The organism is Streptomyces sp. CGMCC 4.7035, assembly GCF_031583065.1.
Taxonomy (GTDB): Bacteria; Actinomycetota; Actinomycetes; order Streptomycetales; family Streptomycetaceae; genus Streptomyces; species Streptomyces yaanensis.
The window spans coordinates 8,020,192-8,038,445 of sequence record NZ_CP134053.1 but is presented as its reverse complement, the minus strand read 5'-3'; the positions used below and the strand labels follow the sequence as shown (position 1 = coordinate 8,038,445).

The 18,254-nt window shown below is 69.5% G+C and carries 12 protein-coding genes; 5 read left to right on the top strand and 7 right to left on the bottom strand.

Annotated elements, in window-relative coordinates; translation table 11 throughout:
* Positions 1-129: 129 nt before the first annotated feature.
* Entirely contained in the window at positions 130-1,743 is a 1,614-nt protein-coding gene (locus Q2K21_RS35440; RefSeq protein ID WP_310780356.1) for a YibE/F family protein, read from the bottom strand.
* A gap of 220 nt (positions 1,744-1,963) precedes the next feature.
* Here Q2K21_RS35440 and thiC point away from each other — a divergent pair, with 220 nt between their 5' ends.
* Entirely contained in the window at positions 1,964-3,766 is a 1,803-nt protein-coding gene (thiC, locus tag Q2K21_RS35435; RefSeq protein ID WP_310780354.1) for a phosphomethylpyrimidine synthase ThiC, read from the top strand.
* 113 nt (positions 3,767-3,879) lie between these two features.
* Here the strand turns inward: thiC and Q2K21_RS35430 are convergent, their stop codons facing one another.
* The 3 genes from Q2K21_RS35430 to Q2K21_RS35420 form a co-directional block, all read right to left on the bottom strand.
* Positions 3,880-4,746 (bottom strand): hypothetical protein, encoded by an 867-nt coding sequence (locus Q2K21_RS35430; RefSeq protein WP_310780352.1) that lies wholly within the window; start codon positions 4,744-4,746, stop codon positions 3,880-3,882.
* A 192-nt stretch (positions 4,747-4,938) separates the two neighbouring features.
* Positions 4,939-6,048, bottom strand: coding sequence for a metallophosphoesterase (locus tag Q2K21_RS35425; protein ID WP_310780350.1), 1,110 nt, complete (start codon positions 6,046-6,048; stop codon positions 4,939-4,941).
* Positions 6,049-6,277: 229 nt separating this feature from the next.
* Positions 6,278-7,390: a LacI family DNA-binding transcriptional regulator gene (locus Q2K21_RS35420; protein ID WP_310780349.1), complete on the bottom strand. Its 1,113-nt coding sequence runs from the start codon at positions 7,388-7,390 to the stop codon at positions 6,278-6,280.
* Positions 7,391-7,868: 478 nt separating this feature from the next.
* Between Q2K21_RS35420 and hisC the strand changes: the two genes are divergently transcribed.
* The 4 genes from hisC to cydD all read left to right on the top strand — a co-directional run bounded on the left by hisC (position 7,869) and on the right by cydD (position 15,404).
* The gene (hisC, locus tag Q2K21_RS35415) at positions 7,869-8,948 is read left to right on the top strand and encodes a histidinol-phosphate transaminase (RefSeq protein WP_310780347.1); all 1,080 of its coding nucleotides are present in this window, start codon (positions 7,869-7,871) and stop codon (positions 8,946-8,948) included.
* A gap of 350 nt (positions 8,949-9,298) precedes the next feature.
* The gene (locus tag Q2K21_RS35410) at positions 9,299-10,807 is read left to right on the top strand and encodes a cytochrome ubiquinol oxidase subunit I (protein ID WP_310780346.1); all 1,509 of its coding nucleotides are present in this window, start codon (positions 9,299-9,301) and stop codon (positions 10,805-10,807) included.
* A gap of 20 nt (positions 10,808-10,827) precedes the next feature.
* Positions 10,828-11,847 (top strand): cytochrome d ubiquinol oxidase subunit II, encoded by a 1,020-nt coding sequence (gene cydB / locus Q2K21_RS35405; RefSeq protein WP_310780344.1) that lies wholly within the window; start codon positions 10,828-10,830, stop codon positions 11,845-11,847.
* 62 nt (positions 11,848-11,909) lie between these two features.
* Positions 11,910-15,404 (top strand): thiol reductant ABC exporter subunit CydD, encoded by a 3,495-nt coding sequence (gene cydD / locus Q2K21_RS35400; protein ID WP_310780343.1) that lies wholly within the window; start codon positions 11,910-11,912, stop codon positions 15,402-15,404.
* Positions 15,405-15,437: 33 nt separating this feature from the next.
* Here the strand turns inward: cydD and Q2K21_RS35395 are convergent, their stop codons facing one another.
* The 3 genes from Q2K21_RS35395 to Q2K21_RS35385 form a co-directional block, all read right to left on the bottom strand.
* Complete coding sequence (locus tag Q2K21_RS35395) at positions 15,438-16,325, bottom strand: HAD hydrolase family protein (RefSeq protein ID WP_310780341.1); 888 nt, start codon at positions 16,323-16,325, stop codon at positions 15,438-15,440.
* Positions 16,326-16,402: 77 nt separating this feature from the next.
* Positions 16,403-17,305: an LLM class flavin-dependent oxidoreductase gene (locus tag Q2K21_RS35390; RefSeq protein ID WP_310780339.1), complete on the bottom strand. Its 903-nt coding sequence runs from the start codon at positions 17,303-17,305 to the stop codon at positions 16,403-16,405.
* 79 nt (positions 17,306-17,384) lie between these two features.
* Positions 17,385-17,945 carry an RNA 2'-phosphotransferase gene (locus Q2K21_RS35385; protein ID WP_310780337.1) on the bottom strand — a complete coding sequence of 187 codons (561 nt, stop codon included), beginning with the start codon at positions 17,943-17,945 and terminating at the stop codon, positions 17,385-17,387.
* Positions 17,946-18,254: the final 309 nt, after the last annotated feature.

Genomic DNA, 18,254 nt, shown 5'->3' with positions numbered 1-18,254 from the left:
CGGTGGGTGCCGTAACGGTTCCTCACGTCCGTGCGACGCGGAGGGGCCCGGCAGCGGCCCTCGCGCACCTTGAGGGTGGGTTGGGTGCCGTAACGCTTCTGCGGGGCCGTCTCCACGGCACGCGGGGCCTCAGCGCTTGCGACGCCGCCCTCTCCCACCCCGGCTCGGTACCGCGATCGGTGCCGCGGCAGGGGCGGCCGTACCGGGGCGGTCGGCCGAGACCACGAGGGCGGCCAGCGCCGTGGTCACCGGCACGGAGGCGACGAGGCCGATCGAGCCGACCAGGGTGCGCACGATCTCCTCGGCGACCAGCTCGCTGTTGGCGACCGCGCCGACGCTGCTCTGCGCGATCGAGAAGAGCAGCAGCAGGGGCAGCGCGGCGCCCGCGTACGCCAGGACGAGCGTGTTGACGACCGAGGCGATGTGGTCGCGGCCGATGCGGATGCCCGCGCGGTACAGGTCGCGCCAGCCCATCGACGGATTCGCCTCGTGCAGCTCCCAGACGGCCGATGTCTGCGTCACCGTCACATCGTCGAGGACACCGAGGGAGCCGATGATGACGCCGGCGAGCAGTAGACCGCTCATGTCGATGGACGGGTACAGACCGTGGATCAGACCGGTGTTGTCGTCCGTGTTGCCGGTCAGTGCGGCCCAGTCGATGAACTCCGAGCCCAGCAGGCCGATCAGCGACAGCGAGATGAGCGTGCCGAGCACTGCCACGGAGGTGCGGGCCGACAGGCCATGGCACATATACAGGGCGATCAGCATGATGGCGCTCGATCCGACCACGGCCACGAGCAGCGGATTCGAGCCCTGCAGGATCGCGGGCAGGATGAAGAAGCTCAGCACCAGGAAGCTGACGGCCAGTGCGATGAGTGCCATGACGCCGCGCATCCGGCCGACGACCACCACGGCGACCGCGAAGATACCGGCGAGCAGCGCCATGGGGAACTTGCGGTTCACATCGGTCACCGAGTACTGCAGGTCCCTGGGTGCGGAGGGTTCGTACGCGACCACGACCTTCTCGCCCTGATGCAACTGCCGTGACTGGTCCGGCTGGACGATTTCCGTGAACGTACGGCCCTTGTCCTTGCCGGTGTCGACGCGGACCGTCGCCTTCTTGCAGGTGCCGGTCGACTCCTGCTGGGCAGAGGAGCCCTCGGCGGTGGAGGTGTCGCCGGTCGGGGCCCCGCTCGATGCGTTCACGGACTTGCAGTCCACCTCCACGACCTTGGTGACCGTGGCCTGGTGGGTCTGCCGGTCGAAGCCGACTCCGGTGCGCTTGTGCGACGGGACGCCACCGGGCCACAGCACCACGAGACCGACCAGGACCGCCATGGTGAACGGGATCAGGATCGCGGCGATGACTCGGCGCAGGTGCTTCGACACGGGGGCCGCGGGGCCGTGTCCATGACTGTGGGAGTGGCCGTGCCCTCCGCCGGATCCATGGCCGCCGCCACCTCCGGGACCGTGGCCATGGCCGCCGCCACCTCCGGGACCGCGCCCCTGCCCGTCTCCGGGACCGCGCCCCTGCCCGTCTCCGGGACCGCGCCCCTGCCCGTCTCCGGGACCGCGCCCCTGCCCGTCTCCGGGACCGCGCCCCTGCCCGTCTCCAGGACCGTGCCCACGCCCGTCCCCGTAACCGTGGCCGCCTCCAGGGCCATGGACATGTCTGCCGTCCAAGCCATGGTTGTGGGGCGGCTCGGAGGGCGGGAAGGGGGGCGGATGCGGTGTCGTGGTCACCGACCGATCATCGCAAGAAGGCGTGGGGCCCACTGTTCAGCTCGCTCAATCAGACGCTAGCGTGGGAGGACCTTTGCACACGCGGGAGCTCGGAGCACCGGGCTGAGAGGGCGCTGACCTCCGCAAACGCGATGTTTCACGTGGAACATCGGTGGGCGGAAACCGCTGCGTCGACCGCTGAACCTGTTACCGGGTAATGCCGGCGTAGGGAGTAGGTCTCATGACCATCAAGGACGCACGCACGCCTGCTTCTGTTCAGGACGAACCGTCCCAGAAGGCCGGGAAGTCCATCGGCTGGCACAAGGCGTACGTCGGGGGGTCGCGCCCCGACCTGCGGGTGCCGGTCCGTCAGGTGCACCTCACCAACGGGCAGTCGGTCACCCTGTACGACACCTCCGGCCCGTACACCGATCCACACGTCGAGACCGACGTCCGCAGGGGCCTGGCGCCGGTGCGGGACAACTGGATCATCGCCCGCGGCGACACCGAGGAGTACGCGGGCCGTCCCGTCCGTCCCGAGGACGACGGGATCAAGCACACCGCACCGCGCGGGGGACTGCGCAACCTGGACGCGGTTTTCCCCGGGCGGCCGCGCCAGCCGCGCCGCAGCCGAGACGGCCAGGCGGTCACCCAGCTCGCCTACGCGCGGCGCGGCGAGATCACGCCCGAGATGGAGTTCGTGGCGATCAGGGAGAACGTCTCCCCCGAGGTCGTGCGCGAGGAGATCGCGGCGGGCCGCGCGGTCCTCCCGGCCAACGTCAACCATCCCGAGATCGAGCCGATGATCATCGGCAAGCGGTTCCTGGTGAAGGTCAACGCCAACATCGGCAACTCAGCGGTGACCTCCTCCATCGAGGAGGAGGTCGAGAAGATGACCTGGGCGACCCGCTGGGGCGCCGACACCGTCATGGACCTGTCCACCGGCCGCAACATCCACACCACACGCGAGTGGGTGCTGCGCAACTCCCCCGTCCCCATCGGCACGGTGCCGCTCTACCAGGCCCTCGAAAAGGTCGACGGGAAGGCCGAGGAACTGACCTGGGAGATCTACAAGGACACGGTCATCGAGCAGGCCGAGCAGGGCGTGGACTACATGACGGTCCACGCGGGCGTACGCCTGCCTTACGTGCCGCTGACCGCGAACCGCAAGACCGGCATCGTGTCGCGCGGCGGCTCCATCATGGCGGCGTGGTGCCTGGCTCACCACAAGGAGTCGTTCCTCTACGAGAACTTCGAGGAACTGTGCGAGATCCTCGCGGCGTACGACGTCACCTACTCGCTGGGCGACGGCCTGCGGCCGGGTTCGATCGCGGACGCCAACGACGAGGCCCAGTTCGCGGAACTCCGTACGCTCGGGGAACTCAACCGAATCGCCAGGCGTTTCCACGTACAGACCATGATCGAGGGCCCGGGACACGTCCCGATGCACAAGATCAAGGAGAACATCGACCTTCAGCAGGAGATCTGCGATGAAGCTCCGTTCTATACGCTCGGGCCGCTGACGACGGACATCGCGCCGGCGTACGACCACATCACCTCCGGCATCGGTGCCGCGATGATCGCCTGGTGGGGCACGGCCATGCTCTGCTATGTCACGCCCAAGGAGCACTTGGGCCTGCCCAACCGTGACGACGTCAAGACCGGCGTCATCACCTACAAGATCGCCGCCCACGCAGCCGACCTCGCCAAGGGGCACCCAGGTGCGCAGGAGTGGGATGACGCACTGTCCGACGCGCGCTTCGAGTTCCGCTGGGAGGACCAGTTCAACCTGGCCCTCGACCCGGATACGGCCCGCGACTTCCACGACGAGACACTTCCGGCGGAGCCGGCCAAGACGGCCCACTTCTGCTCGATGTGCGGGCCGAAGTTCTGCTCCATGAAGATCAGCAGGAGTATCACGGAGAAGTACGGCAACGGCGGGGTCGAACCGGAGTATGACGGGCTCGCCCTGGAGGGCATGAAGGCGAAGTCCGAGGAGTTCGCGGCCCAGGGCAACCGGGTCTACCTCCCGTTGGCGGACTGACACCGCTTGGCGGAGCAGGCTGCTCCGGGAGGTCCTCCCAAGGATCTCCCGGGGCGGCGCTTGCGAACGGCGTTCGTGGTGTCCCTCGCGGGAGTTCGGCCGGACGGTGGCCGTCACTCCGGCTGGTGCTCCGGCCCTCCGAAGTCCGGGCTGGTGAAATCCGGGCTGGTGAAGCTCGGGCGCGGGCCCGTGCCGGGTCCGCTCTCCGGGCTGCTGAAACCCGGTCGGTCGTAGCCCAGTTGGGGGATACGGCTGGGTGTCGGTTCCGGTTCCTTGCGGCTCATCGCGGCCGTGCCCGGGTCGGCGAGCGCATCGCGGAGAAACGGCAGGATGCCGCGTTCCAGCAGGGCCTCGTGCCAGGCTTCCCTGGCCCGGGCCACCGCCGCCGTCAACTCACGACGGGAACTCTCCTCGTCGGCGGAGGAGTTGTTGCGCAGGGCCGTGAGCAGCAGACCGACCGCGGCGACCAGGATCGCCGCCGCGGTCACCGCGCCGAAGACCCATCCGGTGGTCAGAAGAGTCCGGGCGAACGCCTGTTCGGGGTTGACCATCTTGAGGATGTAGCCCACGAGTAGGAAGATCGCCGCGGCGGCGCCGGCGAGGACGGGGGCGAGCACCGCGACGACGGCTCCGGCTCCGGCTCCGGCGGCGGCCTCTCCCACAGCGGTGGCGAGCCCCAGGCCGTCCATGTCCGGCCCCGGGGAGCCGACGGTGCTCTCGTGGACGGGAGGGGTGGACTGCGCCGGCTGGCGCAGTTCCTCGCGGACCTTCACGTAGTACTGATACTCGGTGGCTGCCGCCACGGTGATGAGGGCGGTCGCGTTCAGCGCCATGGTGCGCAGCTGTTCGGGGTTGAGCCGCTGGCCCACAGCGGCCAGATCAGGGCGGTGTGGTGCGGAGCGCAGCGCCTCATCGAGGATCCGCTCGTAGTCCTGGCGGTCCTCGCTCAGCAGGTGCTGCGGAACGCTGTTCATGTGCATCCCCCGATGCTCCGTAGGGCTTGGGGCTCGGCATGCTGACGAGCCGTCGGGCAGAAACGGAGGGGAGCCTGCTACGGATAAGCCGATGGTAGAGCGATTACGCCACACGGTGACAGGGGGTTTCCGGAAATTGCCCCCAGGCCGGTGCTGTCCTTCCAGTCCTCCGTTGGGGGACGCCTGCCCGTTGAATGGTCAGCTATCCAGGGGAAGTTGCTGGACCAGCAGCTTTCCGGCCATGGTCACTCCGCCGTCCATCGCGATGGCCAGCCCGTCCGCGTAGAGGTGCGGACCGTCGACCACCGGACCCGCGCCGTCCTCGTCGTCCTCCGAGCCGACCTCGCCCAGGAGGTACGGAATGGGGCTGTGGCCATGGACGATGCGCGTGCCGCCGTATGTGTCCAGCAGGGAGCGTACGGCGTCGGCGCCGCCCTCGTCGCGGAAGGAGAAGCGCTTGGTGAACTTCCGGAAGAGGTCCCACACCTCGTCCGCGTCGTTGCGCGTGAGCGTCTCACGGATGGTGTCGTTGACCGCTTCGATGGAGTCGCCGTAGTCGAGGTAGGCCGTGGTGTCCGAGTGGACCAGCAGGTGCCCGTCGACCTCCTCGATGGCGTCGAGGCGGGCCATCCACTGGAGGTGGTGGTCCTGGAGACGGTCCATGTCCGTCTTCTGGCCGCCGTTGAGCAGCCAGGCCGCCTGGAAGGTGGCCGTGCCCGCCCCGGAGTTGACGGGTGTGTCACCGAACCGCTTGGCGCCGAGCAGCAGCAGCTCGTGGTTGCCCATGAGCGCCTTGCAGTAGCCGCCGGCCGCGGCCGCCTCGGCGGAGAGCCGCATCACCAGGTCGATGACGCCGATGCCGTCGGGCCCGCGGTCGGTGAAGTCGCCCAGGAACCACAGCCGCGCCGTGCCCGCGGACCACTGGCCCGCGGCGTCGATGAGGCCCTTCTCCTGGAGCGCCGCCACGAGCTGGTCGAGATAGCCATGGACGTCCCCGACGACGAACAGCGGACCGGGCCCGTCGGCGGACTGCGGGGCGGGAACGGACGCGGGGTCGATGGTCGCCTGGAGCGTGTCGCCGCGGTTGATGACGGGGAGATCCCGCTCGGTGGGCGTGTAGGCGTCCGAGTACCCGTGCGGGTAGTCCCCCGGTGTCGCGACGGGGTCGGCGCCCTCGCCGGGGTGCGTGCTCTGCGCGTACGGACCGGTCTCGTGGACGTACGCGGGCACCCGGAAGTCGCGCAACGTCGCCGTCCGCTCCACCTCGGGTCCCTGACCGGCCCCCTGAGTCATCGACCCCTCCACCATCGCGCCGCATCTGCACCGCATCGGACTGCCTGGTCGCAGCGGCCCGCGGTGTCGTGGGCCCATCATAGGAATGCGGATCGCGCCATGTGATGACCCAGGGGTGGTGAATCGGGGGAGGACCCCGGTTCGCCGCGGCTTTCGCCCTGATTGGGCAGGGCTTTCCCCGCCTGGATCCCGGCCGCCGGCCGTCCGCGGGAAACCTGTGCGTCACCCGCGGATCGCCTGGCGGTCATCCCTCCTCGGGCGACCGGGGCGGGCTGACCGTCGTACGGGGCGGGCGCCGCTCGGACGAGGTACGCACGATCAGCTCCGTCGGTATCACCTGTTCGACCGGCTGGTCCGACTCGACTCCCTCGATGGCGTCGATGAGGAGCTGAACCACCGCGGTGCCGATCCGGCGCGGCTTGAGGGAGAGCGTCGTGACGGGCGGTTCGGTGTTGGCGTACACCGTGGACTCGCTGCAGCAGACGAGCAGCAGGTCGTCGGGGACGCGCAGGCCGTAACGGCGGGCGGCGGCCAGCAGGTCGGTGCCGTTCGGGTCGAAGAGCCCGTAGACCGCGTCGGGGCGGTCCGGGCGGGCCAGCAGCCGGTCGGCGGCGACGGCGCCCGCGCACGGGTCGTGGGCCGGGTAGGCCTCGTAGACCGGGTCCTGTCCGACGCGCTCGCACCAGTTCAGATAGGCGGTCGTGGACAGGTGCGTGTACGTGTCCGTCGTGGTGCCGGTCAGCAGACCGATCCGGCGGGCGCCGGCTTCCGCCAGATGGTCGAGGATCCCCAGGACCGCGGCCTCGTGGTCGTTGTCGACCCAGGCGGTGACCGGGAGCGAGCCGGCCGGGCGGCCGTCGGAGACGACGGGTAATCCCTGCCGGACCAGCTCGCTGACCACCGGGTCGTGGTCGGAGGGGTCGATGACGACCGTGCCGTCCAGGGCGACGTTCGACCACACGTCGTGGCGTGAGGTCGCGGGCAGAATGACCAGGGCGTAGCCGCGGGCGAGCGCGGCCGAGGTGGCGGCTCTGGCCATCTCCGCGAAGTACGCGAACTCGGTGAAGGTGAAAGGTTCATCCCCGTAGGTCGTCACGGTCAGGCCGATGAGGCCCGACTTTCCGGTACGGAGGGTGCGGGCCGCGGCCGAGGGGCGATAGCCCAGCCGGTCGGCGACCTCGCGGACGTGGCGTCGGGTGGCGTCCGGCAGCCGGCCCTTGCCGTTGAGGGCGTCGGAGACGGTCGTGATGGAGACTCCGGCGGCGGCGGCCACATCTCTGATGCCTGCCCGGCCCGGCCGGCTGCCGCGGCGGGAGGTCTCTGCCCGGCTCACCTGGTGCTTCCCTGCTGCTGTCATGGCGAGCCGATAGTAGGGCTCATGCGGTGGGGTAGTGCGGACGCATATGCACTCGTTGACAGACACGTTTCTGCATGATCAATAGTAGTCAAATGCCTTGGAAACCAAAGGACTTCAGCGATCTCGCATCAGTACGTGCCCTGTCGGCGCGCATGAGCCTGCCAAGGGGACGATATTTCGAAGAGGTCTCAACTCACCTTCACGAGGGATGCGCGCCACGGCGTGAGCCACCGGCGCGTACGACAAACAGGGACGCGCCCCCTGGTCCGTACGCCTTCTTACGATGGTGCGTACGGGTTCGTACGGCGATGCACCAGGGTGTTCGAACGGCGATGCACCCGGGTTCTTCCGGTGGGCGCGCCTGCGGACGGACGCGGTTGTCCACAGCCCATTCGCAGCGGCGCCGAATCCTCATAAGGTGAGAAGCATTGGAGCCGATGGCGGTCATGAGCCGGTGGTGTGCGCGAGGAGGACTGCGGTGAGCGAGACGAGCCCGAGGCTGCGTGCCGAGCTGGAGGGTATCCCCACCTACAAGCCCGGCAAGCCTGCCGCCGGCGGCGGCCCGGTGGCCTACAAGCTGTCCTCGAACGAGAATCCGTACCCCCCGCTGCCGGGCGTGATGGAGAGCGTGACCGCGGCGGCCACGTCCTTCAACCGCTACCCGGACATGGCGTGCACGGGGCTGATGAGCGAGCTGTCGGAGCGCTTCGGGGTGCCCCAGTCCCACCTCGCGACCGGCACGGGTTCGGTCGGCGTCGCGCAGCAGTTGCTGCAGACCACGAGCGGGCCGGGCGACGAGGTGATCTACGCCTGGCGATCCTTCGAGGCGTACCCGATCATCACCCGGATCAGTGGCGCGACGTCCGTGCAGGTGCCGCTGACTCCGGGCGACGTGCACGACCTGGACGCGATGGCGGACGCGATCACCGACCGGACCCGACTGATCTTCGTCTGCAACCCCAACAACCCGACCGGCACGGTGGTGCGCCGGGCCGAGCTGGAGCGCTTCCTCGACCGGGTGCCCCACGACGTGCTCGTGGTGCTCGACGAGGCGTACCGGGAGTTCATCCGCGACGTCCAGGTGCCGGACGGCGTCGAGCTGTACCGCGAGCGGCCGAACGTGTGCGTGCTGCGCACCTTCTCCAAGGCGTACGGCCTCGCCGGGCTGCGCATCGGTTTCGCGATCGCCCATGAGCCGGTGGCCGAGGCGCTGCGCAAGACGGCGGTGCCCTTCGGCGTGAGCCAGCTGGCGCAGGACGCGGCGATCGCCTCGCTGCGCGCGGAGGACGAGCTGCTCGGCCGGGTCGGTTCACTGGTGTGCGAGCGCACACGGGTGGTCGACGCACTGCTCGCCCAGGGCTGGACCGTGCCCGAGACCCAGGCGAACTTCGTGTGGCTGCGGCTGGGGGAGCGCACGTCCGACTTCGCGGCCGCCTGCGAGCAGCACGGCGTGGTCGTGCGGCCCTTCCCGGGCGAAGGGGTGCGCGTGACGATCGGCGAGTCCGAGGCGAACGACATCTTCGTGAAGGTGGCGGAGGGCTGGCTCAAGGAGCTCTAGCCCCGACCTTCCACCTGTACGGGATCGCCATCGTCCACGGTGGCGAGAGTGCCCGGGTCGCCGTCAGGCGGCCCGGGCTTGTCGCATGCCCTCTCGATGGAGAAGGTCACTGTTTCCTGGGCGGCCGGAGAGTCGTCGCTGGGCCCGATGGTCCCGGCTCCGGGGCCTGACGGTCCCGGCTTGGGGACCCCCCGCCTATCCGGCTTCGAAAGGGCATGCGCCATAATTGCTTGTGAATGTGAACGCGTTCACAAGCGTGTCCGGATTGCTCCTATGATGTGCGTGACGAACAGGACAAAACCGTCGCTTGTGGCCACGGCGACGTAAGTCGACGTAAGGAGAAGGACGACGTGGACCTGGCTCTGGCGCCGGAGACACTGGCGCGATGGCAGTTCGGCATCACCACCGTCTACCACTTCCTGTTCGTCCCGCTGACGATCTCGCTTGCCGCCCTGACGGCCGGCCTGCAGACCGCCTGGGTGCGGACGGAGAAGGAGAAGTACCTCAGGGCGACGAAGTTCTGGGGCAAGCTCTTCCTGATCAACATTGCGATGGGCGTGGTCACCGGCATCGTCCAGGAGTTCCAGTTCGGCATGAACTGGTCCGACTACTCGCGCTTCGTCGGTGACATCTTCGGAGCCCCGCTCGCGTTCGAAGCCCTCATCGCCTTCTTCTTCGAGTCCACCTTCATCGGGTTGTGGATCTTCGGCTGGGACAAGCTGCCGAAGAAGCTCCACCTCGCCTGCATCTGGATGGTCTCCATCGGCACGATCCTGTCGGCGTACTTCATCCTGGCGGCCAACTCGTGGATGCAGCACCCGGTCGGCTACCGGATCAACAAGGCGAAGGGCCGTGCCGAACTCACCGACTTCTGGCACGTCCTGACCCAGAACACCGCACTCACCCAGGTCTTCCACACCCTGTCCGCGGCCTTCCTCACGGGCGGCGCGTTCATGGTCGGCATCGCCGCCTTCCATCTGCTCCGCAAGAAGCACATAGCCGTGATGAAGACCTCGCTGCGGCTCGGTCTGGTCACCCTCGTCATAGGCGGCCTGCTCACCGCGGTCAGCGGCGATCTCCTCGGCAAGGTCATGTTCAAGCAGCAGCCGATGAAGATGGCCGCCGCCGAGGCGCTCTGGGACGGCGAGGCTCCCGCGCCGTTCTCGGTCTTCGCCTACGGAGACGTCAGCAAGGGGCACAACACCGTCGAACTGTCCGTTCCCGGGCTCCTGTCGTTCCTCGCCAACGACGACTTCAGCTCCTACGTCCCCGGCATCAACGACACCAACAAGGCCGAGCAGCAGAAGTACGGCCCCGGTGACTACCGCCCCAACATCCCCGTCACCTTCTGGGGCTTCCGCTGGATGATCGGCTTCGGCATGTCGTCCTTCGCCATCGGAGTGGTCGGGCTCTGGCTCACCCGCAAGAAGTTCATGCTGCCGCAGCATCTGCGGGTGGGTGAGGACGAGGTGCCGCATCTGGTGCTCTTCAAGAACAAGCCCCTCGGACCCGCGCTCACCAAGTGGTACTGGCGCATAGCGATCTGGACCCTGGCCTTCCCGCTCATCGCCAACTCCTGGGGCTGGATCTTCACCGAGATGGGCCGTCAGCCGTGGGTTGTCTACGGCGTGCTGCGCACTCGTGACGCGGTCTCCCCCGGTGTCTCCCAGGGCGAGGTCATCACCTCGATGACCGTGTTCACGCTGCTCTACGCGATCCTCGCCGTCATCGAGGTGAAGCTGCTCGTGAAGTACGTCAAGGCCGGACCGCCCGAGCTCACCGAGTCCGATCTCAACCCGCCCACCAAGATCGGCGGCGACTCCCGGGACGCCGACAAGCCGATGGCCTTCTCGTACTAGGCCGAGGGAGCGCTCACATCATGCAACTTCACGACGTCTGGTTCGTCCTCATCGCGGTCCTCTGGATCGGCTACTTCTTCCTGGAGGGCTTCGACTTCGGGGTCGGCATCCTCACCAAGCTGCTGGCCCGCGACCGCCCCGAGCGGCGGGTGCTGATCAACACGATCGGCCCCGTCTGGGACGGTAACGAGGTGTGGCTCCTCACCGCGGGTGGCGCGACCTTCGCGGCGTTCCCCGAGTGGTACGCCACGCTCTTCTCCGGCTTCTATCTGCCGCTGCTGATCATCCTCGTCTGCCTGATCGTGCGTGGTGTCGCCTTCGAGTACCGGGCGAAGAGGCCCGAGGAGAACTGGCAGCGCAACTGGGAGACCGCGATCTTCTGGACCTCGCTGATCCCGGCGTTCCTGTGGGGTGTGGCCTTCGGCAACATCGTGCGGGGCGTGAAGATCGACCAGCACTTCGAGTACGTGGGGAACCTCTGGGATCTGCTCAACCCGTTCGCGCTCCTCGGGGGGCTGGTGACGCTGAGCCTGTTCACCTTCCACGGAGCGGTGTTCACGGCGCTGAAGACCCTCGGGGACATCCGGGAGCGGGCGCGGAAGCTCGCCCTGCGGGTCGGCCTGGTGACCGCCGTGCTGGCGCTGCTCTTCCTCGGCTGGGCGCAGATCGACCAAGGGGACGGCAAGAGCCTGGTCGCGATGGTCGTGGCGGTCGGCGCGCTCGTGGCCGCGCTCGTGGCGAACCGGGCCGGGCGTGAAGGATGGTCGTTCGCCCTGTCCGGGGTGACCATTGTGGCGGCGGTCGCGATGCTCTTCCTGACGCTCTTCCCGAACGTCATGCCGTCCACGCTTGACGCGGACTGGAGCCTGACGGTGACCAACGCCTCGTCGAGCCCCTACACCCTGAAGATCATGACGTGGTGCGCGGGGATCGCGACGCCGATCGTCCTGCTCTACCAGGGCTGGACGTACTGGGTTTTCCGCAAGCGCATCGGTACGCAGCACATCGCCGCCGACGCTGCCGCCGGAGCCGTGCACTGAGTCTGGTGGGGAGGGGTGTTTCACGTGAAACACCCCTCCCCGGACCGAAGGGCATGTTTCACGTGAAACCGATCGATCCCCGTCTCCTCCGGTACGCCCGCGCCACCCGCCTCTTCCTCGCGGCGGTCGTCGGCCTGGGTGCCGTCGGCGCCGCACTGGTCATCGCGCAGGCGATGCTGATCGCCGAGGTGGTGGTCGGCGCTTTCCAGCACCACCACTCGGTCGCCGAACTGCGCACGCCCCTGCTGCTTCTGGTGGCTGTGGCGGTCGGCCGTGCGCTGGTCTCCTGGCTCACCGAGCTTGCCGCGCACCGGGCCAGCGCGGCGGTGAAGTCCGAGCTGCGGGGGCGGCTCCTGGAGCGGGCGGGGGCCCTCGGCCCCGGGTGGCTCGCCGGGCAGCGGACCGGGTCACTGGTTGCACTGGCCACGCGCGGAGTCGACGCCCTCGACGACTACTTCTCGCGCTATCTGCCACAGTTGGGGCTCGCGATCGTCGTGCCGGTGGCGGTACTGGCACGGATCGTCACCGAGGACTGGGTGTCAGCAGCGATCATCGTCGGCACCCTGCCGCTGATCCCGCTCTTCATGATTCTGATCGGCTGGGCCACGCGGTCCCAGATGGATCGTCAGTGGCGGCTGCTGTCCCGGCTGTCCGGGCACTTCCTCGACGTGGTCGCCGGGCTGCCCACTCTCAAGGTCTTCGGCCGCGCCAAGGCACAGGCCGAGTCCATCAAGCGGATCACCGGCGAGTACCGGCAGGCGACGATGCGGACGCTGCGGATCGCGTTCCTGTCGTCCTTCGCGCTGGAGCTGCTGGCCACGATCTCGGTCGCGCTCGTCGCGGTGACCATCGGCATGCGGCTCGTCCACGGCGACATGGACCTGTACATCGGACTGGTCATCCTCGTCCTCGCGCCGGAGGCATATCTGCCGCTGCGGCAGGTGGGGGCGCAGTACCACGCGGCCGCCGAGGGACTTTCCGCGGCGGAGGAGATCTTCGCGGTGCTGGAGACACCGGTACCGGCCTCCGGCACACAGCGGCTCCCCGACGGGGAGATCGCCTTCGAGGGCGTGACCGTGCACTACCCTGGCCGGTCGTCCGCCGCGGTGTCCGATGTGTCGCTGACGGTCGAACCCGGTGAGACGGTCGCCCTGGTCGGGCCGAGCGGCGCGGGCAAGTCGACGCTGCTGAACGTCCTGCTCGGGTTCGTGCCGCCCGCCGAGGGGCGCGTGCGGGTCGGGGGAGTCGACCTCGCCTCGGCCGATCTGGAGGAGTGGCGTTCGCGGATCTCCTGGGTGCCGCAGCGGCCGCATCTGTACGCGGGCACCATTGCCGAGAACGTGCGACTGGCGCGGCCGGACGCGGACGATGCCGCGGTAGGGCGGGCGTTGGCCGACGCCGGGGCGCTGGAGTTCGTGGACGCGCTGCCCGCCGGGGCCGACACGGTTCTCGGCGAGGACGGCGCGGGGCTCTCCGCCGGGCAGCGGCAGCGGCTCGCCCTGGCGCGGGCGTTCCTCGCCGACCGGCCGGTCCTCCTGCTCGATGAGCCGACGGCCTCCCTGGACGGTGCGACCGAGGCGGAGGTCGTGGAGGCGGTGCGACGGCTGGCCGTCGGGCGGACGGTACTGCTGGTTGTGCACCGGCCGGCGCTGCTCGGTGTGGCGGACCGGGTGGTGCGGCTGGACGCCGAGGAGCACGCCACGGCGAGTGGTCCGGCACAGGCCGGTACCGTCCCGCTGCCCAGCCCTCGGACGCCGGATGTGTCACCGGCCCACGACAAGCCGGCACCTGCCCCCTCTCCGGAGGGGCGCGGTGGCGTGCTGGCCAGGGTTCGCGCCATGGCCGGCCCCCGCCGTGGGCGGCTCGCCCTGGCGCTGCTGCTCGGCAGTCTCGCGCTCGGCAGCGCCGTAGGGCTGATGGCGACCTCCGGGTGGCTCATCTCACGGGCTTCCCAGCAGCCACCGGTGCTGTATCTGATGGTTGCCGTGACGGCCACACGGGCGTTCGGGATCGGGCGCGCCGTGTTCCGGTACGCGGAGAGGCTCGTGTCGCACGACGCCGTGCTGCGGATGCTGGCCGACACCCGGGTCGCCGTCTACCGGCGCCTGGAGCGGCTGGCACCGGCCGGGCTGCGCACGACCCGGCGCGGCGACCTGCTGTCGCGGCTGGTCGCCGACGTGGACGCGCTGCAGGACTACTGGCTGCGGTGGCTGCTGCCCGCGGGCGCCGCGCTCGTCGTGTCGGCCGCCTCCGTCGGCTTCACCTCCTGGCTGCTGCCCGAGGCCGGCGCCGCCCTTGCTGTCGGACTGCTGGCGGCGGGCGTCGGCGTACCCCTGGTGACCGGTGCCGTGGCGCGCCGCGCGGAGCGGAGGCTGGCGCCCGCCCGCGGTGTGCTGGCGACCAGGGTGACGGACCTGCTCGCCGGTACGGCGGAACTGACGGTCGCCGGTGCGCTGCCCGCCCGGACCGCCGAGGCGCGCCGGGCCGACGGGGTACTCACCCGCATCGCCTCCCGCGCCGCCACCGCCACGGCGCTCGGCGACGGGCTCACCGCGCTCGTCACCGGGCTGACCGTCGCGGCCGCGGCCCTCGTGGGCGCGCAGGCCGTCGTCGACGGGCGGCTCGGCGGTGTGGCCATGGCTGTCGTGGTGCTCACCCCACTGGCCGCGTTCGAGGCGGTCCTGGGGCTGCCGCTCGCCGTGCAGCACCGCCAGCGGGTGCGCAGGAGCGCCGAGCGCGTCTACGAGGTGCTGGACGCCCCCGCACCCGTCCGCGAACCGGAGCGGCCGCAGTCGGCGCCCGCGTCTCCCTTCCCACTCGTCCTGGAAGGGCTGACGGCCCGCCACGACGGGCAGCGGCGGGACGCGCTCGCCGGGCTTGACCTCACTCTCGAACGGGGCCGCAGGATCGCCGTGGTCGGCACCTCCGGTGCGGGGAAGACGACGCTCGCGCAGGTGCTGCTGCGGTTCGTGGACGCGGGCGCCGGCTCGTACACGCTGGGCGGCACGGACGCGTACGCGCTCGACGGCGATGACGTACGACGCCTGGTCGGGCTGTGCGCCCAGGACGCGCACCTCTTCGACAGCTCGGTGCGGGAGAACCTGCTGCTCGCCCGGAAGGGCGCGAGTGAAGGTGAGTTGCGCGACGCACTCGCGCGGGCGCGGCTCCTCGACTGGGCCGACGGGCTGCCGGACGGGCTCGACACACTGATCGGCGAGCACGGCGCACTGCTGTCCGGTGGACAGCGGCAGCGGCTCGCACTGGCCCGCGCCCTGCTCGCCGACTTCCCCGTCCTCGTCCTCGACGAACCCGCGGAACACCTCGACCTGCCGACGGCCGACGCGCTCACCGCGGACCTGCTGGCCGCCACGGAGGGGCGTACAACGCTGCTGATCACCCACCGGCTGGCCGGTCTTGAGGCGGTCGACGAGATCGTCGTGCTGGCGGAGGGACGTGTGGTCCAGCGGGGGTCGTACGCGGAGCTGACGGCCGTGGAAGGGCCTCTGCGGGAGATGGTGGAGAGGGAGGCCGAAGGGGAACTGCTGGCGGCTCGGTAAGGGGGAGCCCACCGAGCGCCCCCGCGCAGGGGTCTACAACCGCTCGGCGAGGATCCGCTCGATCACCACGGCCACCCCGTCGTCGTTGTTGGCGACCGTCCGCCCGGACGCCGCGGCTATCACGTCCGGGTGCGCGTTGCCCATCGCGTACGACTGGCCCGCCCAGGTGAGCATCTCCACGTCGTTCGGCATGTCGCCGAAAGCGACGACCTCCTCGTGGGAGATGCCGCGCTCGGCGCAGCACAACGCGAGCGTGCTCGCCTTGGAGACGCCAGGGCCGCTGATCTCCAGCAGCGCGCTGGGGCTGGACCGGGTGATGGTCGCGCGGTCGCCGACGGCGAGCCGGGCCAGCGTGAGGAAGCCGTCCGGGTCCAGATCCGGGTGGTACGCGAGGATCTTGAGCACCGGTTCGTGGGCGCCGGGGGCATCCGGCGCCAGCAGCTTCTCGGCCGGCGCACGGAAGTCCGGGACCTCCATGTGCAGCTTCGGGTACGCCGGCTCCTGGTAGAAGCCATAGGTCTGCTCGACGGCATACACCGTTCCCGGCGCGGCGTCCCTCAGCAGTCGTACGGCGTCGAGGGCGTTCTCCCGGGCCAGCTCACGGACCTTGACGAAGCGGTGGCTGCCGGGGCCGCCGTGCAGGTCGACCACGGCCGCGCCGTTGCCGCAGATCGCCAGTCCGTGGCCGTGCACGTGGTCGCTGACGACGTCCATCCAGCGGGCCGGGCGGCCCGTGACGAAGAACACCTCGACGCCGGCCTCCTCGGCGGCGGCCAGGGCGGCGACCGTGCGCTCGGAGACCGACTTGTCGTCGCGGAGGAGGGTCCCGTCGAGATCCGTTGCGATCAGCCGGGGCGGGACAGTGGATGCCGGGGTCTCGGGCTGTCGGGTCGCTGAGGTCACGGGCCCATTCTGGCGCATATGCCCGCACGGCCGTGCGAGAGTCCGCACAGGTGAGTGGTGACGCTTCTCACCAGCACCGTCACACGCCGTCATGCTCAGCCAAGCTGTGCCGGGGCCTCCATGGCGATCCGCTCGAAGACCTTCTCGTCCGCCGCGAAGTCGGAGTCGGGGATGGGCCAGTGAATCACCAGGTCGGTGAAGCCCAGCTCCGCGTGCCGGCCCGCGAAGTCGACGAACGCGTCCAGGGACTCCAGCGGACGGCCGCGGTCCGGGGTAAAACCGGTGAGCAGGATCTTGTCGAGCCGCGTCACATCACGTCCGATCGCGGCGCAAGCGTCGGCCAGCTTCTCGGTCTGCGCACGCAGGGCCTGCACAGACTGCTCGGGGGTGCCGGTCTCGTACAGCTTCGGGTCGCCGGTCGTCACCCATGCCTGACCGTGGCGCGCGGCGAGCCTCAGGCCACGCGGCCCGGTCGCGGCCACCGCGAACGGCAACCGGGGGCGCTGGACGCAACCCGGGATGTTGCGCGCCTCGTGCGCGGAGTAGTGGTCGCCCTCGTATGAGACGGAGTCCTCGGTGAGCAGCCGGTCGAGGAGCGGGACGAACTCGCCGAACCGGTCGGCGCGCTCGCGCGGGGTCCAGGGCTCCTGGCCGAGCGCGGTGGCGTCGAAGCCGGTTCCGCCCGCGCCGATGCCCAGCGTGATCCGGCCGCCGGAGATGTCGTCGAGGGAGATCAGCTCCTTGGCGAGGGTGACCGGGTGCCGGAAGTTCGGCGAGGTCACCAGGGTGCCGAGGCGCAGCCGCTCGGTGGCGGCGGCCGCGGCCGTCAGCGTCGGCACGGCACCGAACCACGGCCCGTCGCGGAAGGACCGCCACGACAGATGGTCGTAGGTGAACGCGGTGTGGAAGCCGAGCTGCTCCGCACGCTGCCATGCGGAACGCCCGCCCTCGTGCCAGCGGAGGTACGGCAGGATCACGGTGCTCAGACGCAGACTCATGCGTCGAGCGTAAGGGGAAGCACGGAGTGGTCGTCTCCTGGGCTTGATCAGTAGGACCCGTGGAAACGTAGGACATGCGTCAGTGGGGGCCAGGGAAACGCAGGTATTGCGGGGGTACTGCCTTGGTGAGCCATACCCCGTTCGCGCTGACGTGGAAGATGTGGCCGTCGCGGTGCATGGCGGCGGCGTCCACCGTCAGGACGACGGGACGGCCGCGGCGGGCGCCGACGCGGGTGGCGGTCTCGCGGTCCTTCGAGAGGTGCACGTCGTGGCGGTTCATCGGCCGCAGGCCTTCTGCGCGGATCGCGTCCAGATTGCGCGCCACGGTGCCGTGGTAGAGGTACGAGGGCGGGGTCGCCGGGGGCAGCCCGAGGTCGACCTCGATGCTGTGGCCCTGGCTGGCGCGGATCCGGGTGCCCTCGATCGCGAAGCGCTTCTTGTCGTTGGCGGCGACCACATGGTCCAGCTCGTGCCGCGTGATGCGGAAGCCGTGCGCGGCCGCCGCGGCGAGCAGCGTGTCGATCTCGATCCAGCCGCCGTCGTCGAGGGTGAGCCCGATCCGCTCCGGCTGGTGCCGCAGGTGTTTCGAGAGGTATTTCGACACCCTGACGGTGCGTCTCTCGTCGTTCCCTTCTGTCATCCTTCCAGCGTGCGGGAGAGACGCGGATCACGCACATGATTTTGTGCCGGATGTTTGATCCACAACCAAGTGTGGTTATCCACAGGCTAATTGACGACTCTGTGGACAACTCGGCAGTCGTTTCAGGGTAGTTCGTCAACTATGTACATTTTCATGCGATGTATCGCCTATTCGTCCAATCCATATGGGACGACCGGCTGTTCGGCCGGGCATGGTGACACAGGCGCGAATTACTTCACGCCAAACGGGCTCACGCAAAAAGCACTTGGTGAACAGCCCCAGCCAGATGGGAAGTTCGACAGTGGACGT